The organism is Sneathiella litorea (assembly GCF_009882915.1).
Classification (GTDB): Bacteria; Pseudomonadota; Alphaproteobacteria; order Sneathiellales; family Sneathiellaceae; genus Sneathiella; species Sneathiella litorea.
Map to the genome: position 1 here is coordinate 214,958 of NZ_WTUW01000002.1, position 25,883 is coordinate 240,840.

Below are 25,883 nucleotides of genomic sequence, written 5' to 3' on the forward strand. Positions count from 1 at the left end.
TCTAATGCAGACCTCACTTCGGTCAGGCAGGGAGACAGATACAAATTTCAATAGTCGAAGTTTGAGAAAGGCGCATAACCCCATTGACAGCACAATCATGGCTGTCTTGAGATATGGCCTAAAAGAGGAACTAAATCTTTGGTGGGTGCTCGGGCGGCGCAGAAGCGAGGGAAAGTACTTGCACGGCAATGACGTCAAACGGCGTTTTCGTTCCGAATGTCGTTGTTGTTACGTGAAAATTTGCGGGCAAACCAATCGCACAAGAGACCATGCCACATTTTTCGATATGATTATGCCGGTCAGTTTCATGACTTTTTGACAGATCACCCGTCGCTGAAACCATAAAATGAGAAGGGCTTTCATTAGCCTCATGACTTTCGGCAGAAGGTATTATCGCAAAAACATTAAGCGCAATAGCAAGAGCAACGAAAATGCTCATACTTTTCCTACGCCAGTTCAGTGTTTTCCGATTTTCTGCCAACTACTTCTCTCAGAAAGTAAATATCTCCTGAACTTATGTATACTCTGACAGATATCATTTCAACAACCATTCAGGAAACGTGTTTATTGTACAATTGGGGGACTGAACGGGGGACCGCTAGAACAACATAACGTTTAAGTATATATTTTTACTGTAATTTTTAAAGTAAAGTGGCGGAGGGTCGGGGATTCGAACCCCGGAAGGGCTTGCACCCTTGCTGGTTTTCAAGACCAGTGCATTCAACCGCTCTGCCAACCCTCCGTATCGCATTTCCGGCACAGCGTTGATATAAGAACGCTCGCGGTTGCGGATAGTCCTGATCGTTTAAAGTTCCCGCCCGGAGCTGTCAATATATTTGATTTTAAAAATCACTTTTCCTTCCGCTCTACCTGAAACCGTTGCGAACCCTTGGAACTTGTGGCAAAAAGGAGGGATTAGTAAATCGGAGTTCCAATGGCAAAGAAATCAGCGCGTAATATTATTTTCTCTTTGGCTGGCATGTTCGTAATTGCTTTTTCTACGCCAAGCTTTGCCGCGAAAGAACCGTTCGATCAGTGGCTGTCCAAGTTGAAGACAGAGGCGCAGGAGAATGGCATCAGCCAGCCAACAATCGACAGCGCGTTTGCCAACGTCAAATTGATCGAAAGAGTGGTCAAGCTGGACCGAAAGCAGCCCGAAGTTGTCCAAACCTTCCAGGAATACATGGCGCAACGCCTGCCGAAATCCCTCGTCGACTCCGGCAAGGCCATGCTCAACCAGAATCGCGCCATTCTCGAAGAAGTCGGTCTCAAATACGGGGTACAGCCACGCTTTATTGTGGCGCTTTGGGGGGTTGAAACCCGGTATGGCAATTATACCGGCGGGTTCAGCGTTATTGACGCCCTGACCACACTTGCCTATGACAATCGCCGCGCGGCCTATTTCAGAAAAGAATTGCTGATTGCACTCCAAATCCTGGATGAAAACCACATTGCACTTGCCGATATGAAGGGTTCCTGGGCTGGGGCAATGGGCCAGTCGCAATTCATGCCGTCCAGTTTTATCAATTTTGCGGTTGATTATGATGAGGATGGCCGACGCGACATATGGACGACGAAAGCCGATGTTTTCGCCTCTGCCGCCAATTATCTTTCGAAATCCGGCTGGAAATATGATCAGACCTGGGGCAGGGAGGTCCGCCTTCCGAAGAATTTCGATACCTCGCTGGTAGACTTAAAGGTTGCCAAGCCGATGCGGGAATGGGAGGCCCTTGGCGTGACCAAGACAGACGGAAGCCCGCTGCCTTCACGTCAGCTTGTCGGGTCACTGGTTCAGCCTAAAGGCGGGAACGGGCAGACTTTCCTCGTTTATGAAAATTACCGGACAATTCTGAAATGGAACCGGTCAACCTATTTCGCAATGTCCGTCGGTCTTCTCGCCGACCTAATCGGAGACGGATAAATGTTGATTAAGCGTAGCGTAGTAAAGGCGAAGGCGACATGAAGAAAACATTCTCACGTTCCGGACTATTGTCTCTCCTCGCGGCGACAATCCTGCTTGCGGGCTGCTCGGAAATTAACCTGATCAGCTACGGGGCGAAGAAGTATCACGCGACCAATGACAAGGATAGCGCAACCGTCGACGAAAACGGGATCGATCGCGGCATGCCAAAGCTCGGTAAACCCTATGAAATCGCCGGCATATGGTACTATCCAAAAGTAGATAATGCATATGATGAGACAGGGATTGCCTCCTGGTATGGGGAGCCTTTTCATGGACGCAAAACTGCCAATGGCGCTGTCTACGACATGCATAAACTTACGGCCGCCCATAAAACATTGCCGCTGCCGACTGATGTGCGAGTAACGAACCTTGAAAATGGTCGCTCCATCATAGTAACAGTCAATGACCGTGGGCCTTTCGCTCATTCGCGCATTATTGATATGTCCTACAAGGGAGCGCAGCTTCTTGGCATGGTGGAGAAAGGTACTGCGAAAGTTCGAGTTCAGGTCATCGGCAGTGGAGAAAATGCCGATCGATCCATCATTGCGAAGCCGGAAACACCAGTGAACGAGATGAATAATGTTGCCGCCGCACCGCAGGCCAAGGTGGTTTCCAATACGCTCGCCCCTCCGCCAAATATCAAATCGGCGCCATTACAGAAGATCGAAACATTACCGGCGCCAGCTGAGACAGCGACCGGAACACAGGTTGCATCGACATCCGCCTACAGTGCACCGTCTCCTGTTGTCAGTGTTTCCCAGATAAAGGATAGCGCGATTTTTATACAGGCTGGCGCGTTTATCGATTATAACAACGCCAATATTTTAAGCGCGCAGCTTTCGACCATGGGACCGACAAAAGTAAGTCAGGTTCTGGTAAATGGTCAGGATTTTTACCGGGTACGCGTGGGGCCCGTTCAGGATATAGCCAAGGCGGATCAACTGCTGGAAAACCTGATAGACACCGGCCATACGGATGCGCGTATAATTATCGAGTAAGCGGCCATAAACTGGCCAAATTGCAGCCTTAGGGAATAAGCTGTATTTTGGCAGGACACCGCCGACATAAGACAAAATAGAGTTAAACTGAAAGCTTTAGTGCCATGAATAACAAGACTTCCCCCACAGGTCTTTTCTCCGCCATTTGCCTCGGCCTGGCAATTTTTGCAGGTAGCGCATCAGCTCAAAGTATCGAGACACCGGCGCGGGAAGCCTTTGTTTTTGACATGAATACAGGGACCGTGCTTCTCGAAAAAAATGCGGATGATCTGATGCCCCCGGCATCAATGAGCAAGCTGATGACGGTAACTATGTTGTTTGAGCGGTTAAAGGAAGGCTCCCTGAAGCTGGAAGACACATTGCCGGTCAGCGAGAAAGCCTGGAAAAAAGGCGGTTCAAAAATGTTTGTCGAGGTGGATACCCGCGTCAGCGTCCATGACCTTCTCCGCGGCATTATTATTCAGTCAGGGAATGACGCCTGTATTGTGGTTGCAGAGGGGCTCGGTGGATCCGAAGAAGGCTTTGCTGAAGCCATGACGTCCCGGGCGCGGGAACTCGGTCTTGAAAAAAGCACTTTCAGAAATTCAACAGGGTGGCCGGACCCGAACCATAAAATGACTGCTCGCGAACTTGGAATGCTGGCAAAGCATATCATTCAGGATTTTCCAGAATATTATCCCATTTTTGCTGAAAAGGATTTCACATACAGCGATATCAAGCAAGGCAACCGAAATCCGCTTCTATACAAGAATAACGGCGCGGACGGCCTTAAGACCGGCCATACCGAAGAATCCGGTTATGGACTGGTCGGCTCTTCAGAAAGGGACGGGCGGCGCATCATTCTGGTGGTTAATGGTCTCGACAATGCGAAAGCGCGTAGTCGCGAATCTGAACGGCTGATGGAATGGGCTTTTCGCGAATTCAATAATTATGCCCTCTTCAAGGCCGGCGATATTGTCGATAATGCGCGGGTCTGGCTTGGAAACAAGGATACTGTTCCGCTTTCCGTGGAATCCGATCTGACGGTTACCCTTAATCGCGCGGCACGCAAATCAATGACGGTGAAGGTCGTCTATAACGAGCCGATCCCCGCGCCAATTATCAAGGGAACACCGGTTGCCCAGTTGGTCGTGGAAGGTCCCGAAATAGAGACGGTAACGGTCCCCTTGGTCGCGATGGAAGATATAACCCGGCCCGGCCCCCTCAAACGTCTGACATCGGCAGTTGAATACCTTGTCTTCGGCCCGTCTTCAAACTAAGCCGCAAGAACTCGAATGCAGACGAAAAAACGCCGCGGAAAATTCATTACACTAGAAGGCGGGGACGGAAGCGGTAAGTCCACCCAAAGCCGTCTTCTTGCTGACTTTCTTGACGAAAGCGCCATCGACTGCCTGCTGACACGAGAGCCGGGAGGCGCTCCGGGTGCAGATGAAATCCGTGAGCTTATCCTGACAGGTGAGCCGGATCGCTGGGATGCTGTTGGCGAGACTTTGCTATTTTATGCGGCTCGCCGTAATCATCTACGGCTTACCATCTGGCCGGCCCTCGATGAAGGTCGGTGGGTTATCTCCGACCGTTTCTCGGATTCCACCATGGCGTACCAGGGATACGGCAATCATTTAGGTGAAGAAGCTGTTCGGAAAATTCATGATTTCTCGGTCGGAGATTTTGCACCTGACCTCACGTTTATTTTCGACCTGCCGGCGGAGGAGGGGCTTCAACGCACAATGGGACGGACACATAACGAAGACCGTTTCGAGAAAATGGATCTCGATTTTCATGAAAGACTTCGGGATGGTTTTCTTGAAATAGCACGACATAACCCAGATCGATGTGTTCTGATCGATGCAATGCAATCTGTCGACACCATCCAGCAAGAGATGCGCGCGATTTTGAAAACGCGCCTGATACCGTGACGGACCTTCCCATATCTGACAAATTAGACGGATATCCCCATCCGCAAGACACGCAACGCCTTTTTGGACATGAAGCTGCAGAAAAGCTGTTTCTTGATAACTTTCTAAGCGGTCGTTTCCACCACGCCTGGCTGATCACCGGGGCAAGAGGCGTTGGTAAGGCGACCTTTGCCTATCGTGCGGCAAAGTTCCTCCTGAGCCAGCTATCAAGTGGAGGAGGGGGGCTGTTTGGGCCACCAGAAAGCTTTGATGTACCAGAAGACGACCCGGCCCTTTCCCTTATTCATGCGGGATCGCATCCTGGCCTCGCGGTTCTCCGGCGGCAATATGATACCAAGAAGAAGAAATTCTATACCGTTATCCGTATTGATGAAGTGCGCGCACTAAGCCCCTTTTTCCAACTAACTGCATCGGAAGGAAGTTGGCGGATTGTTATCATTGATCCCGTAGATGAAATGAATGCGAGCGCCGCCAATGCAATACTGAAAATACTGGAGGAACCCCCAAAGAAAACCCTGTTTCTCCTCGTTTCCCATACACCTGCCGGTTTGCTGCCGACCATTCGCTCTCGCTGTCGCCAGTTGGCGTTACGCCCGCTGGATGACACAAATATGCGAGCAGTTTTGGCACCGCACAGTGAAAACCTGTCCTCAGATCAGCTCGATATGCTGCTCACCCTCGCCGAAGGAAGTCCGGGAAAGGCCTTCAGGTTGCTAGAGGCAGGGGGGCTTGATATTTTTACAGCCCTTCTCGATATCTTTAAGGGATATCCCCGCCTTGACGCGGAAAAGCTTCATGCACTCGCGGACAAGAGCGGGCTGAAAGACGGCGAAACACGATACCGGAGTGTCTGTGAGATATATCCCTGGTGGCTTACGCGGCTGGTTCGGGCCGCCAGTGAGGAATTTGCCAGTAATAACCTTGTTCCTGGCGAAGCGGAAATCATGAAACAAATGATCTCGCACCATTCACCATCGGCGTGGGTAGAGCTTTGGGAAAAGGGGAATGACTTGATTAAAAGAGCGGATTCCATCAATCTTGACCGTAAACAGGTTGTGCTCAACCTGTTTTTGAATGTAGAACGCATGGGCAGATAAAACACAAATATTACGGACAGTTATGTTAGTCGATAGCCATTGCCATTTGAATTTTGAACAGCTTTCCAGCGAACTTGACGAGGTTGTTGCGCGGGCGAGGGCGGTTGGTGTTGGTCACATGCTAACCATTGGCACCAAGCTTCGTGAGTTCGACAGCGTCCGCACCATTGCTGAACGGTATGACGATATTCATTGTACCGTCGGGGTACATCCACATGAAGCGGAAAGCGAAGGCGATGAGGTAACGGCGGCGAAACTGGTCGAGCTTAGTAAACATCCAAAGGTCGTCGGGATTGGGGAAACGGGCCTCGATTATTTCTACGAACATGCGCCGCGGGATCTCCAGGAAAAATCCTTTCGCTTGCATATCGAAGCCGCGCGCGAGACCGGCCTGCCGATTATCGTGCATACCCGCAATGCCGATGCGGATACCGTTAAGATCTTACATGAAGAGTATGAGAAGGGGCCTTTCACAGGGGTCATCCATTGCTTTAGCTCTGGGTGGGAGGTCGCTGAAAAATCTATGGAAATTGGGATTTATATTTCTATTTCAGGGATTGTAACTTTCAAGGCCTCCGATGAACTTCGAGAGCATGTCCGCAATATTCCAGTTGAAAAACTGTTGGTCGAAACGGACAGTCCTTATCTGGCACCGGTACCAAAACGGGGCAAGACAAATGAGCCGTCCTTTGTTGCCCATACGGCCGCAAAAGTCGCGGAACTCAAAGAACTTGATCCAGATCGCCTTGCTGCCATCACGACTGATAATTTCTTTAACCTTTTCAATAAGATAGAACGGAAGTTTTAATGGAAGTGACGATCCTTGGCTGCGGCACCTCCGGTGGTGTACCGCGCATCGGGAATGACTGGGGTGCCTGCGATCCGAAAGAGCCGAAGAACCGCCGTCGCCGTTGTTCAATCTTGGTCAAGGAGAAGGATACCACTGTCCTGATCGATACCTCTCCGGATATCCGGGAACAGCTGCTAGATGCCGAGATCGACAGGCTCGACGGTGTGGTCTGGACCCACGAACATGCTGATCAATGCCACGGGATTGACGAACTGCGTGTTCTCGCCATTCGCAACCGCGAACGCGTTAATGTTTGGGGCGATCACAAAACCCTCGATATCCTGACGAGACGCTTCGATTATTGCTTCCGTCAGCTGGACGGCAATCCATATCCGGCCATCCTGAAAGAACATTATATCGACGGACCATTCAGCATCGGCGATATTGAGTTTATTCCATTTGATCAGGATCACGGCAGTATCACGAGCCTCGGGTTCCGGATGGGCACCATCGGCTATTCAAATGATCTCGTTAATCTTGATGATTGCGGGTTTGAAATCCTTAACGGCGTTGATACCTGGATTGTCGATGCCATGCGCTATACGCCGCATCCGACGCATGTGAATCTTGAAACCGCATTAAAATGGATTGAACGCCTGAAACCGCGACGTGCGGTACTGACAAATATGCATGTGGATCTGGATTACCAAACATTGATAAAGGAACTGCCTAAAGGGGTTGAACCGGCCTATGACGGCATGATCATCACCGCGTAAGCTATAAGATCCTCATTTTCAGCTCGTTCAGCTTTGTGAATGGTACCCATGCCCCATGAAGCCTCTCAGATTTAGGGCTTGAATGGGACTTACCGTCTATAAGCTCCCCTTTTGCCATATCCATTATTTTCCATAATATATATTATGCGCAAAAACGAGATGGCAGAAACACAGATATACTCACCGCCCTATTTCTTGATTACGCATATTTTCAACAGTTAATCTTCGCCATAGATGATGGCTTCTATTACATCCGCACTCTTTGCATCGATAACCAAGGTCGCGACATCAAATGAAAACCCCTGACGAGCTAACGATGCGAGTTCCTTGTTGCGTCTTTCGCTTCGGGTCTCCTCAGGTTTATACGGCCCAAACCGCCGACGCTTTACAAACCGCGCCGCAGCCATTCGGTCTAGCGCATGCCTGTCCTCACCAAGCTCATCAAGCGCCCTCGCCTGATCGCTCTCGGAAAACTCCATCTCCTGCAGCTTGAGACCAATCTGCGCTATTGAGCGACCTTGGCGGGCCATAACCCGCGCCTTACTCGCCGCGAACTCCGTATTATTGATGAAACCAGCCTTGATCATATCTTCAACTACCTTTGTGACATCTTCTTTGAGCTTTTCTTCCGACAGGTCAAAATGCTCCAGTTGCGGTGTGGCTTTATCAATGAGATGTCGCGCCATTTTATGGCTGGTTGCCGGAAACCGGTTCAAATAGCGGAGTGCCTGATCCCGCAGCCATTTAGGTGTTGGCTCAACCGGCTTTTTAGGTCGTTTTGCTTTTGGTTTTTTGTCCTCGGTCATCCAAAACTCTATTATTTAGTCAATTTTTGCATGTTACTTGTGGCCAGAACCAAATGAAATCCTTTAAACTTCCATTATCCTCAAAAATTGGCGTGAAAGATCAACGCATGTCTGCAAACATATCATCTACCCCGATTAATGAACTCCTTGATATCATGGAAAAATTACGAGATCCAAATGGCGGCTGTCCTTGGGATCTGGAACAGAATTTCGATACCATCGCCCCTCATACGATAGAGGAAGCCTACGAAGTTGCCGAGGCAATTGCAAACGGGGATATGGCCGAACTAAAGGACGAACTCGGTGATTTGATGTTTCAGGTTGTCTTCTACGCACAGATGGCAAAAGAAGCCGGAGATTTTGACTTCAACGATGTTATTGCCGCCATATCAGAGAAAATGATCCGCCGTCACCCCCACGTATTCGGCAGCGCCGATATTCCAACGGCAGAGGCCCAAACCACCGCCTGGGAAGAAACGAAAGCCAAAGAGCGGGCCGAGAAAATTAAAATTTCCGATAAATCGCCGTCTGCTCTTGAAGGTGTTGCGGAGACCCTTCCCGCCTTTACGCGAGCTGTAAAGCTGCAAAAGCGAGCCGCCCGCGTCGGCTTTGACTGGCCTACAATTGGGCCGGTATTCGACAAAATAGAGGAAGAGCTTGGTGAACTCCGAGCGGAAATTGATCAAAAAGGCAGCAAGGAACGCATTGCCGAGGAATATGGCGACCTACTCTTTGTTCTGGCTAATCTGGGGCGTCATCTGGATCTTGACCCCGAAACAATCCTTCGCAGCGCTAATCGTAAATTCACTCGACGGTTTCAAACTATCGAACAACGTATTGAAAAAAGTGGAAAAAATATTTCCGAATGCAGTTTGGATGAAATGGATGCTGTATGGAATAAAATTCGGTTAGAAGATAAAATAATCAAATAAAAACAAGCTACTAATTCAGTTTTTTAAGGATTTTTTCTAATCTTCCCAGATTTTCCGGTGAAAACTTTGCCTCTATATGGATCATTTCCTCCTGATCCTCTCGGCCCAATACTGTACCGTGACGATAAATCCAAGAGAGTGTTGCCCCGTCTTCAGATGGGATATCAAACTCCAGCACTTTCTGTTTCGCCGTCAATTTCTCTTCAACAAGCGCAAGAAACGCGGGCGTCCCCTCACCTGTTACTGCGGAAATAGCAACCTGGCCCTCTTCTCGCTCGACGCTGTTGAAAACGCTCGCGCGGGCATTTTCCTCCAAAAGGTCGACCTTGTTTAAAACTTCAAGGTAGTTGCCCACATCATCTGTATCAACACCGAGACGCCCCAGAACATCGAGTACATCCTGACACTGTGCCCCTGTTTCGGAATGGGTAATATCACGGACATGGACAATTAGATCCGCCTCCAGCACCTCTTCCAAGGTAGCGCGGAATGCCGCGACCAGTTCCGTCGGCAGATCGGAGATAAACCCAACAGTATCAGACAGGATAACAGGCTGACCACCGGGTAGCTTAATTTTCCGCATCGTTGGATCGAGGGTCGCGAAGAGCAAATCCTCCGCAAATACATCGGATTCTGTCATCCGGTTAAACAGCGTCGATTTTCCAGCGTTAGTATACCCAACCAGAGCCACAATCGGATAAGGCACTTTCTTCCGCTTGGCACGATGCAATTCACGGGTCTGGACAACAGAATTGAGCTGACGCTTGATTTTAGTAATCCGGTCGTCAATCAGGCGCCGGTCGATTTCCAACTGTGATTCGCCCGGACCACCAATAAAACTGAGTGATCCGCGTTGCCGTTCCAAATGGGTCCAGGAGCGCACCAGCCGTGTCCGCTGATAGCTGAGATGTGCGAGCTCTACCTGTAAGGCGCCTTCACGGGTTTGAGCCCGTTCCCCAAAAATCTCGAGAATCAATCCCGTCCGATCGACTATCTTTACATGCCAGCGACGTTCCAGGTTGCGTTGCTGAACAGGCGTTACCGGCCCATCAATAATAACAACATCAATATTGGAATTTTTAATAAAGTCGCCGAGTTCGGTTATTTTTCCTTCCCCAAACAAGGTGCCGGGCCGTGCCTTGGCAAGGGAAACCACTTCCGAATGAAGAACATCAAGCGAAATGGCAGCCGTCAGCGAGACAGCCTCTTCAAGACACCCTTGCGGGTCCCGAAGTTTGTTCTGGGTGCTTTTTTTGACAAAGGGATGCAGGACAAGCGCTGTTTCCCCTGAACGCAGGCTATCGCGTTCCGAATTAATTTCCATAGGAAGGATATAAGGGCGACATCGCGATGTTAAAAGATCAATTCTCTGCTGAAGGATCAAATAACTGTATGGGGCCTGCCGGCATTACCGTTGAAATAGCATGCTTGTAAACAAGCTGTTCATGCCCATCACGGCGCAGTAGAACGCTGAAATTATCAAACCAGCTGATGGCGCCTTGAAGTTTTACACCATTAACCAGAAACACGGTTACCGGAATTTTATCCTTGCGGACTTTATTTAAAAATACATCCTGCACGTTTTGTGATTTCTCAGCACCCATCTCAAATTATCTCTCGTCTGTCAAATCGTTTGCATTACGCCATTTTTATTCTTGTATCAGGGGAATTCTGATTTCATTTTCAAATAAAAGGCGAAAAAGTTTCCCTGACATAAGGACTTCTCCCTTTAAACACAAGCATTATAACACCAAAAAAGCAACAAATAACGACTTTGATAAAAAAAGCACAGTTTCGACTGTATTGGAGATAATACTTTAGGCACTACTGGACATAAATTGCTCATAAATTGCCCGAAGCTTTTGGGAAATAAGACCGGGATGTCCATTTCCGATCACCTTATCATCCACTTTTACAACTGGCAAAACATAAGATGTGCTGCTGGTCAGGAACACTTCTCTTGCGGAATGGAGTTCATCAACAGAAAAGCTGCGCAATTCCAGCTCGATTCCTTGCTTCTCCAGTTCCCGGATAAGTGATGCCCGCGTAATGCCAGCAAGGATAGAATTGCTTACCGGGCGGGTAATAATTTTACCTTCCTTACTCACGATCCAGGCATTGGTAGAGCTTCCTTCCGTTACCATCCCGTCCTCATCCACCTGAAAGGCTTCATAGGCGCCCTTATCCTTTGCTTCCTGCTTGGCAAGGACATTTGGCAGCAAAGAGACAGATTTGATATCCCGTCGGGTCCAGCGAATATCGGGCACGGTAATCACGCTGATCCCCTTTTGCGCCGTTTTTGCCGCCTTTTCCATGGAAAGTCTTTTTGCTGTCATTACCAAGGCAGATGGCGTGTCTTTTGGAAACGGATGGTCCCGCGGCGCAACACCGCGCGTAACCTGCAAATAAATAATGCCATCGCGAATGCCGTTTTGACGGACCACCTCACGCATTACCATTTTAAGCGGCTCCCGCTTCATAGGGGCATCCATCCTGAGCTCGTCCATGCTGCGCCACAATCGATCCAGATGTCCTTCTTCATCGATCATTCTGCCCCCGACGATGGTAACAACCTCATACACCCCGTCAGCAAACTGATAGCCGCGATCCTCAATATGAACGCTGGCCTCTCGATGCGGGAGGTACTGACCGTTTACATAAGCAATTCTGGACATGGTATTCCTATTAATTAACGCCGCCAAAGGGCCGGATTGAGAAGAGAAAGCACGGCAAAAAATTCTAACCGTCCTACCAGCATAATGACACATAATACCCATTTAGAAAATCTGGGTAAGGCCTCATAGCTTACAAAATTTTCCTGCCCGACAACAACATCGGTGATGAGGGATTGCGCCGCGGAACCGGCATTTGCCAAATTTGTCACTGCAAGAGTGAGCGACGATTGCAAATCCAGACCGTTAAAGGCGAGAAGCAAAGTCGCCGCAATGATTGCCAGGCAATAAAGAATGAAAAAACTCCAAGCCGACAGGATCTGTTCACGTAAAATACGCTGCCCGCCATAGGTAAGCGGATATACACTGCTTGGAAAGCTGAGGCGGTTAACCTCCGCATTGGAGACCTTCAAGAGAATACTGAGCCGCATCAGCTTGATCCCGCCAGAGGTAGATCCGATAGACCCGCCGACCGTAATCAGGACCAAAATGAGAAAAAGTGCGCCGATCGGCCAGTAATACTGCGCGGAATCAGATACAAGTGGCAGATTATATCCCGTCGTCGTTATTGCGGAAACGGTGTTGAAAACCGCATAGCGTAAAGTATCGAAAACGGACATATCCGTTTGTGTCATCATGAGAAAGAAAACCACTAGGCTTCCCAAAACGACAGCGACCAGAAGATAACGATATTCCGGATCCTTGAAATAAGACAAGCGATCCCCATTAAAAAACGACCAGTGAAGGGAAAAATTTATCGCCCCGATCACCATGAAAATCATCAGGACCAATTCTATTCCGCGGCTTGCAAACGCTGTTCCTGCAGCATTCGATGTCATAAAGCCACCCGTGGACAAGGTACTGAAGGCATAGCAGAGGGCATCGAAGGCGCTCATTCCGGCCAACCACAACGCAACGATACAGATGGCTGTCAGCAAACTGTATATTTTTAGCAGGGAAAGCACCGCAGACCCGATTCGCCGCGACATTCTACGGCGGCTGCTCTTGGCTATTGCCCGTGTCAGAGGGTTACTGCGCGGCAAGTTAAAGGCACTTGCCAGGATGGAAAGGAAGACAACTATTGAAAAACCGCCAACCCATTGAATAAGGCTTCGCCAAAGCAAAATAGCTCGTGGCTGAGCCTCAAGGTCGTTAATAACGGTTGCCCCATTAGTCGTAAATCCGGACAGCGCCTCAAAATAGGAATTAGTCCCCGAGGGTATGGCATCACTCAGATAAAAGGGCAGCCCTGCAAAAGCGGGAACAATGATCCAGGTCAACGTCGCCGCCAAAAAGGTTTCTCGCCGCCCAAGGATGGTAATTTCCTGCCGCATCGCGAGAGCCATGCCACCCCCAAAAAAGAGGGTCACGATGGCGGAGACAACAAAGCTAAGCGCCAGCTCCATCTGGCCCTGCGCCAAAGCAAACAGGAACGGAACGCTCATTAGCATCGCCAAAAAGCCAAGTGCCCAGCCAACAAAGGTAAAGACAGGAGCGAAATACATTGTATCTAGAAGAACTCAAGGCCGACAGAAAACATTTGCTCAACTTTCTGAATGGAATCCTGAAGCCCCAGGATAATAACCTTGTCATCTGCCTGGATAATCGAATCTCCACGGGGAATCACGACTTTATCGCCCTTAATGACCGCACCAATGATGGTTCCATTTGGCAACTTGATATCACGAAGCGGCTTTCCGACGAGCAGAGAGGTTTCTAACGCATCCCCTTCTACAACCTCTGCTGCGCCATCCCGGAAAGAATGCAAGCCTCGTATACGACCGCGGCGAATATGTCGGAGGATCTCAGACACAGTCGTTGCGCGCGGATCAACCACAACCTCAACACCCAGAGAGGTAACCAGGTTACCAAATACCGGATTATTAATCAGGGTAACCGCCGTCTCTGTCCCCTGCCCCTTAGCCAGAAGTGAAGCCAGAATATTAACCTGATCATCATTGGTTAGCGCAACTATGGTTTCCGCATGTGCCGCGTTTGCTTCTTGCAGCAGTTCGGGGTCTAGCGCACTGCCATGCAGGACAACAGTCCGGTGCAGTTCATCAGATATTCTTTCTGCGCGCTCCCGGTTATTCTCGATCAGCTTAAGCGAGACATTCCGCATGTTATTTTCGATAAACTGAGCGAGATGAAACCCTATATTACCCCCGCCGACAATGACAACACTGCGCGCTTCTTGCTCTTCGTGACCGAAAAGCGGCATGGCACGACCAACATGAGTGCTGTCCGCCGCGAAATAAACCTCATCCCCCGGAAACATCTGGTCATCACTCGCAGGAACGATCATCTTGCCGTCCCGATAAATGGCCACCACAACGACATTCAAATCCGGGAACAACTCGGTCAATTGCTTCAGTGGTGTATTGACGATCGGGCAGCTTTCATCGAGACGAACACCGATGACCTGCACTTTACCATCAGCGAATGAAACAGTATCGAAGGCGCCCGGCACCTTCAAGCGCCGCTCAATGGCATGTGCCACCTCGTTCTCCGGCGAAATGATCACATCGATCGGCAAATTCTCGCGGCTGAATAAATGCGCCCATAGAGGATCTGTATATTGGTGAGAGCGTATACGCGCAATTTTTTTCGGGATATCGAAAATGGAATGGGCAATCTGGCAGGCCACCATATTGACTTCATCACTGTAGGTGACGGCAATGATCATATCCGCGTCATAGGCCCCGGCCCGTTCCAATGCATCAGGGTGGGAGGCATAGCCTACCATGGCCCGGACATCCAACTCATCGCCGATTTTTCGGACCAGTTCCGCCGACTGGTCGATCAGGGTGACATCATTATTCTCACGGGCGAGTTGCCGCGCGATATTCGAGCCAACTTGCCCCGCACCGCAAACGATTACCTTCATCGCTCCTGTGTCTCCCTAGTCTAAAGCGCCGCAATTAATCCGGCATTCGCTTCCGTTCACCATTATTTACACCGAGCATTTTCAGCTTGCGATGCAATGCTGACCTCTCCATACCAACAAATGACGCCGTACGCGAAATATTTCCGCCAAAACGATTTATTTGCGCTTCCAGATATTCTTTTTCAAATCTTTCCCGCGCCTCCCGCAAAGGAAGAGCCATGACCTCGGTGTTGTCATTTTGCCCGATCATGATTGACTGTGCTGCACCGGCATCTGCTGGAACCATATTTGCCGTGATTGGCGCCGATTTATCTCCCGTTGCAAGGATCATGATCTGCTCTATTACATTTTTAAGCTGACGAACATTGCCCGGCCAGGAGGAAGCCTGCAATGTTGCGATTGCATCCTCCCCTATTTTTCGCACCGGCAATCCGGAACTTTTTGAAAAACGTTCAACGAAATAGCGGGCAAGAGGGCCAATATCTTCAGCTCTTTCTTTCAAGGAAGGCACCGATATGGGCACCACACCGAGACGATGATAGAGGTCCTCACGCAGTCGTCCGCTTGCCATTTCATCCTGCAGGTCGCGGCTGGAAGAAGAGATGATCCGCACATCCACCTTGATCTTTTCTGTGCCGCCAACCCGCTGAAAGGTTTGATCGACCAGCACCCGCAGAACCTTACCCTGTGTTTCCATCGGCATATCGGCAATCTCGTCGAGAAAGAGTGTGCCGCCATGTGCTTGCTCCAACAGGCCCCGGCGTTCTCCCTTCACTGAATTCATTCGGCCGTCTTCAACACCGAACAACTGTATCTCAAGCCGTTCAGGTGCCAATGTCGCCGCATTGAGAACAACGAAGGGGCCAGCCTGACGGTGTGAAAGGTTATGAATGAGACGGGCAACAACTTCTTTGCCGGATCCGGACGGACCGGTGATCAAAACCCGGCTGTTTGTCGGGGCGACTTTCTCAATACTTTGTTGCAGCTGGATCATGACATGGGACCGGCTAACAAGTTCGGTTATCGTCTCCCCGCCCCGTGTCTTGAGGTCTGCGACTTCTCGCCGTAGTCTTACCGATTCCAATACGCGATCAACAAGCTGGAGAAGCCGTTCTGCCTTGAATGGCTTCTCGATAAAATCATAGGCCCCCAACTTGATCGTCTGTACCGCCGTTTCAATATTACCATGCCCCGAGAACATCAGCACCGGAAGGTCCGGTTGATCTTTCTTCACGGCCTGCAGTATCTCTATGCCGTCCAATTTGCTGCCACGCAACCAGATATCCAGAATGACGAGGCTGGGACGACGATGGGCGATTTCAGCAAGGCATTCATCGCTATTGGCCGCCATGCGCGTCTCATACCCCTCATCCTCCAGGATACCCGCCACCAGTTCCCGAATATCAGATTCATCGTCGACGATTAGAATGTCAGCAGACATCGTTAGTCATTCCCCGTTCTCAAGTTCGCTTCACTCAAGGGAAAGGAAATCCTGACGCAGGCTCCTGTCCCTTCTGTCGCATCCGCCATGACGAGTTTACCGCCATGTTCTTCCATTATTTTTTTCACGATCGCAAGTCCGAGACCTGTTCCCTTCTCCCGATGGGTGACATAAGGTTCGGTCAATCGGCTACGGTTCTCTTCCGGCAGTCCGCGCCCGTTATCCAAGATCTCAACAATTATCTTATCTGTGATAGCATTTAAATTTACGATGATCCTGCCTTTGGGCAGATCCTCGCCCTTTGCTTCCCGTCCGTCAATGGCATCCGCCGCATTCTGCAACAGGTTCGTAAGGACACGATTTACCTGAGGTGCGTCACAGGCACAGATCATCGGTGATGCCGGCACTTCATGGATATAGTCGATTTCCGGATGGGCAATTTTCTGAAGAAAAATCGCTTGCCCAACAACATCCCTCAGATCTTCCGGCTTGAAATCGGGAGTCGGCATCCGGGCAAATGCGGAAAATTCATCCACCATTTGGCCGATATCTCCCACCTGACGGATAATGGTATCTGTACATTGATTAAAGATATCTACGTCTTCCTCTATCTGCCGCCCATATTTGCGCTTTAGCCGTTCGGCAGAAAGCTGAATCGGGGTCAGTGGATTCTTGATTTCGTGGGCAATTCGCCGCGCAATATCGCCCCACGCGGCCATTCGTTGCGCTGAAACAAGGTCTGTAATGTCATCCAGCGTAACCACAAATCCCTGGATACTTCCGATAGAGATTTCCGCCGCCGCCCGAACAAGCAGGTGTCGGTTGCCGTTATTGGATTGCAGCTGGATTTGGCGTTCTGCCACGCGATAGGGTTTTTCCCGGATTTCATCCAGAAGAAGGGCCATTTGTGGCTGTACTTCAGAAAACGGGCGCCCGATAAGGTCGGAAGCAGAATGTCCAAGCAATTCCGTCGCCTTTCGGTTGGGCAGGTTTATAATACCTTCCCTGTCCAGCCCTATGACGCCTGACGAGACACCCGATAGTACCGCTTCTGTAAAGCGGCGGCGTTCATCCAGTTTCTCATTCGTTTTTTCCAGCTCATGGCGTTGTGTTGATAACTGTTCGGTCATGCGGTTGAACGCGCGGCTCAGCGTCGCCATTTCGTCATAAGCCCGGCTTTCATCGACCTTGGCTGTCAGATCGCCGGAACGAACCTGCTCCGCCGCCTTTACAAGACTTTCAATAGGGCCAACAAGGCGGGAAGCGATGACCAGGCCGAACCAGACTGCGGCCAGCACCACCATCAACGAAATTATAAAGAAAACAACGGCGAACTGGATCTGAATACCAAACCCTTCATCCTTCAATTGTTCATATTCTGATGCGGCTGCGCGAGTTCTTTCCATATGGGCAAGGACGCGCGGCTCAATAAATCGGCCAACGTAAAGAAAGCCATCCAGCAGGCGATCCAGCCGGATCAACGCCCTGACCTGATCATCCCCATCATTCGTGGAAATCACGATCTCCCGTTCCCGTGCCTCACTGAACAGGCTTTGGGCAATCTTGTCAAACTCAAGGGCAAAGCTCAGGTCGGACTGGGCGATAATATTCTGATTACCATCAATGACCACAGCCTCACTTAAATTACGGGCGATCACCTGATCACTTAGGTAGGAATCAAACAGGTTACGGTTTTCCAGAACGCGCGTCGGTGCCCGGTTAATTTGCCCGGCCATTGCCAGAACATCAGACCGGATATTCTGGATATGCTCCTTGATATAAGCATCTGCGACGGCAATTGATTCCGATACCGCCATATTCACAGGGTCAGAGAAATGCCGTTGAAAATAAATATTGAAGAAAAGCGCCGAGAAAAGCGCCACCATCAAAGCCGGGGCAACCGCAATCAGCGTGAAAAGCCGCAGAATGCGCCGGTGCATCATACTGCCCGATCCCCCCACCTGCCCCTTTCGCCAGGTTCTGATTAACCGATGGGTAATGATAATGGCCAGAATGACGACAATCGCCACATCAACGATAAGAAGGACGCGCGTATAGGCAGGGTTCTCAATAGTAAGAGATTCATAGGTGGCAATACCGCTTGCAATGGCCAACATTGCCACAAAGAAAGAAGTCTTTGGGCCAAGACCGATCTTTCTTGTCCAACGGACAAGTGAAAAAGGCTGCTTCACATTAGTTTGCTGTGTTTCCGACACAACAACCTCCGTACGCGCGGCTCATGAAACGATCTCTGTCTGTAAATATAACCGTTGCCGGCTATTTGCTCAAAATACCACATTGTGGCATTTAAGCATCACTTCAACCCGCGCACAACCTGAATATCCAGTTCCCGGATTTTTTTACGCAAAGTATTACGATTAACCCCTAATAGATCGGCTGCTTTAATCTGATTTCCATTTGTAGCCTCCAAAGAAAGGGACAAAAGGGGCCGTTCCACCTCCCGGATAACCCGCTCATAAAGACCACGGGGGGGCAGACCGCCGGCATGTGCCGCAAAATATTTCGCGATATGCCGTTCAACCGCCATACCAAGGCTCTCGTCCTCGCCATAGCTTTCATCAGAATGTCCAATTTCCTGGGGTTGCAGCTCCTGCTCGATAACGGAGATATCGATAACATCATCTGAATAAAGCGCGACGAGACGGCGCACCAGATTTTCCAGCTCGCGCACATTTCCGGGCCATTTATGCTTTTTAAGAGCCTCCAGGGACTCTTTGTCCACGCTTTTTACTGGTAGCCCTTCCTCCTGCGCCTGTAACAAAAAATGCCGGACAAGATCCGGGATATCCTCCGCCCGCTCTCGCAAGGGGGGCAAACGAAGCGGCACAACATTCAAACGGTAATAAAGGTCTTCACGAAACAGGCCCTGCCGGACAAACTGCCGCAAATCCCGGTTGGTCGCAGCGACAATCCGCACATCGGTCTTAATTGCCGTCCGTCCACCAACAGTCGTATATTCACCCTGTTGAAGCACCCGCAAAAGCCGCGTTTGCGCCTCTATCGGCATGTCGCCAATTTCATCAAGAAAAAGCGTCCCGCCTTGCGCCTGCTCGAACCGGCCAATCGCACGGGAATCAGCACCTGTAAACGCACCCTTTTCATGGCCAAACAATTCCGATTCAATCAACTCCTTCGGAATTGCCGCCATATTAATCGGCACAAAAGGGCCCATCTTGCGCTTGCCATACTCATGAAGGGCGCGAGCAACAAGTTCCTTTCCTGTGCCGCTCTCGCCGGACACCAGAACAGTCAGGTCCGTCCCCATAAGTCGCGCAAGAACCCGGTAAATTTCCTGCATCGCAGGGGATCGACCGATCAACGGCGTTTTCGTCTCTTCTTCTTGTAGACCACCAAAACGGCTTGCCGGCGTCTTCGGCTTGGAAAGCGCCCGTTCAACGACCTGGAGTAAAAGCTTCAGGTCAAACGGTTTCGGCAGATAATCATAGGCTCCCCGCTCCGTCGCCTTGATTGCCGTCAACAGAGTGTTCTGTGCACTCATCACCACGACGGGAAGTTCCGGGCGGATCTTCTTTATCCTCGGTAACAGATCAAGGCCATTTTCATCAGGCATCACAACATCGGTCAGGATGATGTCGCCCAGCCCTTCCAAAGCCCAGTTATACAGCGTTGAGGCGTTGCTGGTGGATCGCACAACGTAATTTGCGCGAGAAAGAGCCTGTTCCAAAACCGTGCGAATACTCTGGTCGTCGTCTGCGACTAAAATTGTTCCCGGCATACTTATTCCAAATCAGTTTTAATAAAATTATAAACCGGTAAGCGGATCAGCACCTTGCTGCCCGGCTCCGATGACTCAAATTCGACTATTCCACCATGGTCCCCGACAATTTTAGCGACAAGGGCCAGCCCAAGTCCGCTGCCTCCCGCTTTCGTCGTGACAAAAGGGTCAAACACATGCGGTAATATTTCTTCAGGTATACCCGGGCCGTTATCCTGGACCCCAACTTCAAGCGGTAGCTGAACTTTTTCCTTCGCGCCGGGAACTGCCAGACGAATACCATGGCGATACGCTGTGCTGAGGATTACTTCCCCGCCATTCTCTGGGGATGCTTCCACTGCATTCTTAATCAGATTAAGCAGAACCTGGACGAGCTGATCGCGGTTGCCATAAACAAACGGTAGCGATGGATCATAACTTTCCCGAAACGTGACCTTGCGGCCAAATCCTGCCTCGGCAACCCGGCGAACATGCTCCAAAACCTCATGAATATTAACGGCATCACGATCGATCGGGCGATCATCCGAGAAAGCCTCCATTCGATCCACAAGAGCACAAATCCGATCCGTTTCGTCACATATCAGGCGGGTCAATGCCCGGTCCGCATCCGACGCATTCATTTCCAGAAGTTGTGCGGATCCGCGAATACCGGAGAGTGGGTTCTTCACTTCATGAGCGAGCATGATCGCCATTGCTGTAACTGAACGCGCTGCACCGCGATGGGTAAGCTGCCGATCCATTTTTGCGGCAATTGTCCGCTCCTCAATCTGGACAACGACATTGGTCGTGCCATATAACTGGGAAACCTGCATATTGACATTTTTGATGCCGGTATTTGGCGTCCCAAGATCGACGCTATATTCCGAAACATAGTCACCTGTCGTTCGAACCTGTTCCACCAAACCCAACAGAGGGCTATCAAAGGGAATGATTTCGTTAACTGACATTTCGAGAAGTTTTTTTGCCGACACACCAAAAAACTCTTCTCCCGCCGGGTTGGTCATACAGATATAACCATCTTCATCGATAACGATCAACGGGTCCGGCAGGGCATTTAACACGGATAGGGCGTCGACTTCCGTTTTTCTGCGCTTTGAACCGGTAAAAGGGTTTGCCAGAACCATTTTATGCACTTTCCTTCATTTGCAAACCTTCATAAAAACAATCTATTTCGCGACGAACTTCATGCTGATTAGAAAGACGAACGACCTTTTTCCGGAACGCCTCTCCACCAGGTAATCTTTCTGAGTACCAGCCAAGATGTTTGCGCGCGACCCGAACACCTACATCCTCTCCATAGAGATCGATCAGGGCATTATAATGCTCCAAAAGCACATTTTTCTGTTCGTTGAAGTCTGGATCGGGACGGCGGTCGCCATGTGCAAGAAAATCTGCAACCTGTCCAACGAACCAAGGGCGACCATAACTACCTCGGGCAATCATCACTCCATCCGCGCCAGACTGCCGCATTGCACTGGCCGCATCTTCAATTGTCAGGATATCGCCATTTGCAATAACAGGCAGTGATACCGCCTTCTTGACCTCGCCAATAAAGCGCCAATCAGCGGTGCCCTTAAAAAACTGACAGCGAGTACGGCCATGGACGGTAAGCATGCGGATACCGACATCCTCGGCGATACGCGCTAATTCCGGTGCGTTCCGGCATTCCTCATCCCAACCCGTGCGCATTTTTAAGGTGACCGGGATATTTACGGCCTTAACCGTCGCCTTCAAGATTTTCGCCGCATGATCTAGATCGCGCATCAAGGACGATCCCGCCATTCCTGATGTCACCTTCTTAACCGGGCAGCCCATATTTATATCAATAATCCGGGCACCCAGATCTTCATTCAGCTTCGCCGCATCAGCCATAATATCCGGATCACACCCTGCGAGCTGGACAGCCATGGGCTGTTCATCATTGGCAGAGCGTACGATGCGGAGCGACCGGCGGGTTTCCGCCACCATGGCCTTGCTTGCCACCATTTCCGAAAACACCAGCCCCACACCGTATCGAGAGACCAGACGGCGAAAGGGCAAGTCGGTTATTCCGGCCATTGGTGCCAAAAACACCGGAGGGTCGATGGTTAATTCATCAAGCGTAATGATCATTAATTATGCATTATACATTGTGGCTAATATTTAGGCACTATAAGGGTATAATTGCTGCACTGCAACAGATTCATACTTGATCCTTCAATTTTATTGAACCAACCGATTAAGCAAACTATTGTCGCCCAATGAGAACAATCGCCCTGATCGTCGCCGCCGGAAAAGGCACCCGGACCGGACATAACACACCGAAGCAATATATTGAAATTGCAGGGAAAACAATTCTCCGGCGTACGGTAGAATCTTTTCTGGCCCATCCCGATGTAGAGACGGCCTGCGTTGTTATTGGCGCAGGTGATCTTCCATTCTATGAAAAGGCAGTCTCTGACCTGGATCTTTTGCCCCCGGTTATTGGCGGGGCGACGCGACAGGAATCAGTTCACAACGGGTTGGAAAGCCTGATCGAACTGTCACCGGATTATGTGCTGATCCATGATGCGGCCCGCCCTTTTATCAGTGAGCAGATCATCAGCCGCTGTCTTGAAAAGCTTGAATATGCCGACGCGGTGCTTCCCACCCTTGCCATGACCGACAGCCTGAAGTCCTTTGAAGGGGAAAGAATTACCGGCGCAGTTAACCGGGATGAGATCGTTGCTGCGCAAACCCCTCAATGTTTTACATTTAAATCTATACTGACAGCACATCGCACCTTTGCGGGAGAAAACCTGACCGATGACACGGCCCTCGCCGAGCTGGCCGGGATTGAGGTGGCAATCGTTCAGGGGGCGACTGAAAACTTCAAGATCACCACTTCTGATGATATAGAGCGCGCGCAAGGGATGATTACAAGAAAACTTACGGATATCCGGACCGGCTTTGGCTTCGATGTGCATGCCTTTGAGATAGGCGATAGCGTTTGGCTAGGCGGCGTCAACATACCTCATGATAAACGGCTAAAAGGACATTCAGATGCGGATGTCGCCCTCCATGCGCTTACCGACGCCCTGCTCGGCGCCATCGGCTCTGGAGATATTGGCACCCATTTCCCCCCTTCCGACCCTCAGTGGAAAGGAGCCGCCTCCGACAAGTTCCTGCGCCATGCCGCTGACCTTATCGGTGAAAAAGGCGGCATGATCAACCACGTTGACCTGACCATCATCTGTGAGGCGCCGCGCATCGGCCCGCATCGTACCGCTATGCAGGAGCGCATCGCAGAAATCTTACGCATCGAGACGGACAGGGTCAGCATCAAGGGAACAACGACCGAGAAACTTGGGTTCACGGGGCGCGGTGAAGGTATCGCGGCTGAAGCCGTGGCGACAGTGAGGCTTCCTGAATGAGCAGTAAAATTGCCCCCCTCTCCCTTTGGCATCCCGCCGTTATTCTCTCCACCTGGTTCTGGAGCGGTTTGTCCCCCAAGGCGCCAGGAACCGTTGGCACCCTCGCCGCCCTTCCCTTTGGCATATTGATCTACTACTTCTTCGGCGCCCCGGCGCTCGGCATGGCGTCTCTTGTTGCGCTTTTCATCGGCTGGTGGAGCACGAAAATCTATCTCGAGAAGACGGGCAAGAGCGATCCGGGCGAAGTGGTGATTGATGAGGTGGCCGGGATCTGGCTGGCGCTCCATGCGGCGGACCTGACGCCGCTGATGATCTTTCTTGCCTTCGTTATTTTCAGGGTGCTCGATATCTGGAAACCCTGGCCCATCGGCTGGCTGGACCGGAAAGTAAAAGGCGCATTCGGCGTCATGATTGATGACTATGCGGCGGGACTAATTGCCTCTGTCCTGCTGGTAATAATAAAAAAGGTGTATTATGGGAATTTTTAGCAGTGAAATCGAAAATCTGGCAACCGAGGTCCTTGAAAAATGCCGCCAGAGGAAATGGCAACTTGCAACGGCAGAATCCTGTACCGGCGGCTTGATCGGTGGAGCACTCACGGATATTGCGGGCTCTTCTGACGTATTTGACCGCGGCTTTGTCACTTACAGCAACAAGGCCAAAGCCCGCGTGATTGGCGTGAGCACAGACACCTTGCGCGCCCATGGAGCAGTATCGGAAGAAACAGCGCGGGAAATGGCACTCGGTGCGTTAAAGACAGCCGGCGCCGACATCACTGTAGCGGTGACTGGCATTGCGGGTCCGGGCGGCGGCGGCCCTGGAAAACCAGCTGGCCTCGTCCATTTCGCAGTTGCCACGGGTGAGGGAATCGCGGAACATCGCAAAATGGAGTATGGCGATCTTGGCCGATCGGAAGTTCGCCTTGCCACCGTTAAAACGGCGCTTGAAATGCTGCTTGCCGCCGCTAGCCGCTAGCGGACTTATCCTCGATATTTGGCTTTGACCCGTAGAGAGCTTTTGCGCGTGCCTCAAAAGCCGAGATCATACGGGTCACCGCCTCGTTAAAGAGCATCCCGATGGTTTTTTGCAGGATCATCGATCGAAATTCAAAATCAACGAAGAAATCAACTTCGCAGCCATCGGGATGCTCGTTGAACTGCCAGTGATTATTGAGATACCGGAAGGGCCCGTCCATATACTCAACATCAATATGGTTATTCGTTTCGTCCAATGTCACTTTTGACGTAAATTTTTCGCGAAAGAGTTTGAAACCGATCACCAGGTCAGCAAGGACGATGTTATCTTTTCGTTCCTTGATACGGGCGCCGATGCACCAGGGCAGAAACTCGTCATATTTATCAATCGCCGCCACAAGATCGAACATTTCTTGTGGCTTATAGGGCAGAACCCTCTTTTCGGCATGTGTTGGCATACTCTACATTCTACCCATACAACACGGCATAAACGTTATTTCGAGGCGTTGGCCCGTTCTCGCGCGGCTTTCAACTTCGCGAAATCTTCTCCTGCATGATGGCTGGAACGGGTCAAAGGAGAAGCTGAGACCATCAGGAAGCCCTTAGCATAGGCTTGTTTCTCCAGAACCGCAAATTCATCTGGAGTCACAAAACGATGGATTGCGTGATGCTTGACCGTTGGCTGTAGATACTGGCCGATGGTAATGAAATCGATGCCGGCAACGCGCATGTCATCCATGACCTGCGATACTTCATCCTTATCTTCGCCAAGACCAACCATCAGGCCGGATTTGGTAAACATATTCGAGTCAAGCTCCTTCACCCGCTCCAGAAGACGGAGGGAATGATAGTAACGCGCACCGGGGCGGACTGATGGATAAAGTTTTGGTACCGTCTCGAGATTATGATTAAAGACATCAGGCTTGGCCGCAACAACAACCTCTAACGCACCGGGTTTCTTAAGAAAATCAGGCGTCAGGATTTCGATGGTGGTCTCGGGTGCTGCCTCCCGGATGGCCTGAATAACCTCAGCAAAATGCTGCGCACCGCCGTCTTTCAAATCGTCCCGGTCAACGGAGGTAATAACCACATGATTAAGACCCATGGTCTTGACCGCCGTCGCCACATTTATGGGCTCAAATGGATCAAGGGCATTTGGCTTTCCGGTGGAGACATTGCAAAAGGCGCAGGCCCGCGTACAAATCTCCCCCATGATCATCATGGTGGCATGCTTCTTTGCCCAGCATTCGCCGATATTGGGACAGGCCGCTTCCTCACAAACCGTGGTGAGGTTGAGACCGCGCATCAACTCCCGCGTTTCGTGATAGGTTTTTGAGACAGGCGCTTTCACCCGGATCCAGGAGGGTTTTCGCTGGATTGGATTATCCGGCCTATTTACTTTTTCCGGATGGCGTACACGCTTTATGGCGGTCGTCTCAGTCATGATCTTACCTTATCATATGTTGAACTGCTGTCGGTACA

25 protein-coding genes and 1 tRNA gene are annotated in these 25,883 nt (G+C 50.5%); 11 read left to right on the forward strand and 15 right to left on the reverse strand.

The features are described from left to right. Nucleotides 1-130 precede the first annotated feature (130 nt). Both GQE98_RS07250 and GQE98_RS07255 read right to left on the reverse strand, forming a co-directional pair. Nucleotides 131-439 (reverse strand): hypothetical protein, encoded by a 309-nt coding sequence (locus GQE98_RS07250; protein WP_161315012.1) that lies wholly within the window; start codon nucleotides 437-439, stop codon nucleotides 131-133. A 213-nt stretch (nucleotides 440-652) separates the two neighbouring features. Then, nucleotides 653-742, reverse strand: a tRNA-Ser gene (locus tag GQE98_RS07255). Nucleotides 743-934: 192 nt separating this feature from the next. Between GQE98_RS07255 and GQE98_RS07260 the strand changes: the two genes are divergently transcribed. From GQE98_RS07260 to GQE98_RS07290, 7 genes are all read left to right on the forward strand, one after another. Beyond that, nucleotides 935-1,921, forward strand: coding sequence for a lytic murein transglycosylase (locus GQE98_RS07260; protein WP_202526144.1), 987 nt, complete (start codon nucleotides 935-937; stop codon nucleotides 1,919-1,921). Between the two features lie 38 nt (nucleotides 1,922-1,959). After that, the gene (locus GQE98_RS07265; RefSeq protein ID WP_161315013.1) at nucleotides 1,960-2,961 is read left to right on the forward strand and encodes a septal ring lytic transglycosylase RlpA family protein; all 1,002 of its coding nucleotides are present in this window, start codon (nucleotides 1,960-1,962) and stop codon (nucleotides 2,959-2,961) included. A gap of 104 nt (nucleotides 2,962-3,065) precedes the next feature. Beyond that, on the forward strand, nucleotides 3,066-4,220 hold the full coding sequence (locus GQE98_RS07270; RefSeq protein WP_161315014.1) for a D-alanyl-D-alanine carboxypeptidase family protein: 1,155 nt from the start codon (nucleotides 3,066-3,068) through the stop codon (nucleotides 4,218-4,220). 15 nt (nucleotides 4,221-4,235) lie between these two features. Then, nucleotides 4,236-4,877, forward strand: coding sequence for a dTMP kinase (tmk, locus tag GQE98_RS07275; RefSeq protein WP_161315015.1), 642 nt, complete (start codon nucleotides 4,236-4,238; stop codon nucleotides 4,875-4,877). Beyond that, a complete protein-coding gene (locus GQE98_RS07280) occupies nucleotides 4,874-5,974 on the forward strand; it encodes a DNA polymerase III subunit delta' (protein ID WP_161315016.1) in 1,101 nt (366 codons plus the stop codon). Before tmk ends, GQE98_RS07280 begins: the two co-directional genes overlap by 4 nt. Nucleotides 5,975-5,996: 22 nt before the next feature. Further along, nucleotides 5,997-6,782 (forward strand): TatD family hydrolase, encoded by a 786-nt coding sequence (locus tag GQE98_RS07285; protein ID WP_161315017.1) that lies wholly within the window; start codon nucleotides 5,997-5,999, stop codon nucleotides 6,780-6,782. Beyond that, complete coding sequence (locus tag GQE98_RS07290; RefSeq protein ID WP_161315018.1) at nucleotides 6,782-7,540, forward strand: MBL fold metallo-hydrolase; 759 nt, start codon at nucleotides 6,782-6,784, stop codon at nucleotides 7,538-7,540. Before GQE98_RS07285 ends, GQE98_RS07290 begins: the two co-directional genes overlap by 1 nt. A 218-nt stretch (nucleotides 7,541-7,758) precedes the next feature. Here GQE98_RS07290 and GQE98_RS07295 read toward each other — a convergent pair whose 3' ends face one another. Further along, nucleotides 7,759-8,346, reverse strand: coding sequence for a regulatory protein RecX (locus GQE98_RS07295; RefSeq protein WP_161315019.1), 588 nt, complete (start codon nucleotides 8,344-8,346; stop codon nucleotides 7,759-7,761). 107 nt (nucleotides 8,347-8,453) lie between these two features. Here GQE98_RS07295 and mazG point away from each other — a divergent pair, with 107 nt between their 5' ends. Beyond that, nucleotides 8,454-9,278, forward strand: a complete 825-nt coding sequence (gene mazG, locus GQE98_RS07300; protein ID WP_161315020.1) for a nucleoside triphosphate pyrophosphohydrolase — start codon at nucleotides 8,454-8,456, stop codon at nucleotides 9,276-9,278. A 10-nt stretch (nucleotides 9,279-9,288) separates the two neighbouring features. Here the strand turns inward: mazG and hflX are convergent, their stop codons facing one another. The 10 genes from hflX to dusB form a co-directional block, all read right to left on the reverse strand. After that, the gene (hflX, locus tag GQE98_RS07305) at nucleotides 9,289-10,602 is read right to left on the reverse strand and encodes a GTPase HflX (RefSeq protein ID WP_161315021.1); all 1,314 of its coding nucleotides are present in this window, start codon (nucleotides 10,600-10,602) and stop codon (nucleotides 9,289-9,291) included. Between the two features lie 37 nt (nucleotides 10,603-10,639). Next, nucleotides 10,640-10,882: an RNA chaperone Hfq gene (gene hfq / locus GQE98_RS07310; RefSeq protein ID WP_161315022.1), complete on the reverse strand. Its 243-nt coding sequence runs from the start codon at nucleotides 10,880-10,882 to the stop codon at nucleotides 10,640-10,642. Between the two features lie 213 nt (nucleotides 10,883-11,095). Next, nucleotides 11,096-11,953 carry a D-amino-acid transaminase gene (gene dat, locus GQE98_RS07315; RefSeq protein ID WP_161315023.1) on the reverse strand — a complete coding sequence of 286 codons (858 nt, stop codon included), beginning with the start codon at nucleotides 11,951-11,953 and terminating at the stop codon, nucleotides 11,096-11,098. A gap of 14 nt (nucleotides 11,954-11,967) precedes the next feature. Further along, the gene (locus tag GQE98_RS07320) at nucleotides 11,968-13,455 is read right to left on the reverse strand and encodes a TrkH family potassium uptake protein (RefSeq protein ID WP_246157245.1); all 1,488 of its coding nucleotides are present in this window, start codon (nucleotides 13,453-13,455) and stop codon (nucleotides 11,968-11,970) included. A 5-nt stretch (nucleotides 13,456-13,460) separates the two neighbouring features. Next, a complete protein-coding gene (trkA, locus tag GQE98_RS07325; protein ID WP_161315025.1) occupies nucleotides 13,461-14,837 on the reverse strand; it encodes a Trk system potassium transporter TrkA in 1,377 nt (458 codons plus the stop codon). Between the two features lie 34 nt (nucleotides 14,838-14,871). Further along, on the reverse strand, nucleotides 14,872-16,278 hold the full coding sequence (gene ntrX, locus GQE98_RS07330; protein ID WP_161315026.1) for a nitrogen assimilation response regulator NtrX: 1,407 nt from the start codon (nucleotides 16,276-16,278) through the stop codon (nucleotides 14,872-14,874). Nucleotides 16,279-16,280: 2 nt separating this feature from the next. Further along, nucleotides 16,281-18,494: an ATP-binding protein gene (locus GQE98_RS07335; protein ID WP_161315027.1), complete on the reverse strand. Its 2,214-nt coding sequence runs from the start codon at nucleotides 18,492-18,494 to the stop codon at nucleotides 16,281-16,283. 98 nt (nucleotides 18,495-18,592) lie between these two features. Further along, nucleotides 18,593-20,035, reverse strand: coding sequence for a nitrogen regulation protein NR(I) (gene ntrC, locus GQE98_RS07340; RefSeq protein WP_161315028.1), 1,443 nt, complete (start codon nucleotides 20,033-20,035; stop codon nucleotides 18,593-18,595). Nucleotides 20,036-20,037: 2 nt separating this feature from the next. Then, the gene (locus tag GQE98_RS07345) at nucleotides 20,038-21,159 is read right to left on the reverse strand and encodes a two-component system sensor histidine kinase NtrB (protein WP_161315029.1); all 1,122 of its coding nucleotides are present in this window, start codon (nucleotides 21,157-21,159) and stop codon (nucleotides 20,038-20,040) included. Nucleotide 21,160: 1 nt separating this feature from the next. Further along, entirely contained in the window at nucleotides 21,161-22,147 is a 987-nt protein-coding gene (gene dusB, locus GQE98_RS07350; RefSeq protein ID WP_161315030.1) for a tRNA dihydrouridine synthase DusB, read from the reverse strand. Between the two features lie 128 nt (nucleotides 22,148-22,275). Here dusB and GQE98_RS07355 point away from each other — a divergent pair, with 128 nt between their 5' ends. From GQE98_RS07355 to GQE98_RS07365, 3 genes are read left to right on the forward strand one after another with little or no spacing between them, the layout of a single operon-like run. Beyond that, entirely contained in the window at nucleotides 22,276-23,427 is a 1,152-nt protein-coding gene (locus GQE98_RS07355) for a bifunctional 2-C-methyl-D-erythritol 4-phosphate cytidylyltransferase/2-C-methyl-D-erythritol 2,4-cyclodiphosphate synthase (RefSeq protein ID WP_161315031.1), read from the forward strand. Beyond that, on the forward strand, nucleotides 23,424-23,915 hold the full coding sequence (locus GQE98_RS07360; protein WP_161315032.1) for a phosphatidylglycerophosphatase A family protein: 492 nt from the start codon (nucleotides 23,424-23,426) through the stop codon (nucleotides 23,913-23,915). The genes GQE98_RS07355 and GQE98_RS07360 overlap by 4 nt, the downstream gene beginning before the upstream one ends. Beyond that, on the forward strand, nucleotides 23,902-24,402 hold the full coding sequence (locus tag GQE98_RS07365) for a CinA family protein (RefSeq protein ID WP_161315033.1): 501 nt from the start codon (nucleotides 23,902-23,904) through the stop codon (nucleotides 24,400-24,402). Before GQE98_RS07360 ends, GQE98_RS07365 begins: the two co-directional genes overlap by 14 nt. On the opposite strand, the gene GQE98_RS07370 is transcribed toward GQE98_RS07365, so the two are convergent. After that, complete coding sequence (locus GQE98_RS07370) at nucleotides 24,392-24,859, reverse strand: type II toxin-antitoxin system RatA family toxin (RefSeq protein ID WP_161315034.1); 468 nt, start codon at nucleotides 24,857-24,859, stop codon at nucleotides 24,392-24,394. The two genes, GQE98_RS07365 and GQE98_RS07370, sit on opposite strands and share 11 nt — an antisense overlap. Nucleotides 24,860-24,894: 35 nt before the next feature. Next, nucleotides 24,895-25,845: a lipoyl synthase gene (gene lipA, locus GQE98_RS07375; RefSeq protein ID WP_161315035.1), complete on the reverse strand. Its 951-nt coding sequence runs from the start codon at nucleotides 25,843-25,845 to the stop codon at nucleotides 24,895-24,897. Nucleotides 25,846-25,883 lie beyond the last annotated feature (38 nt).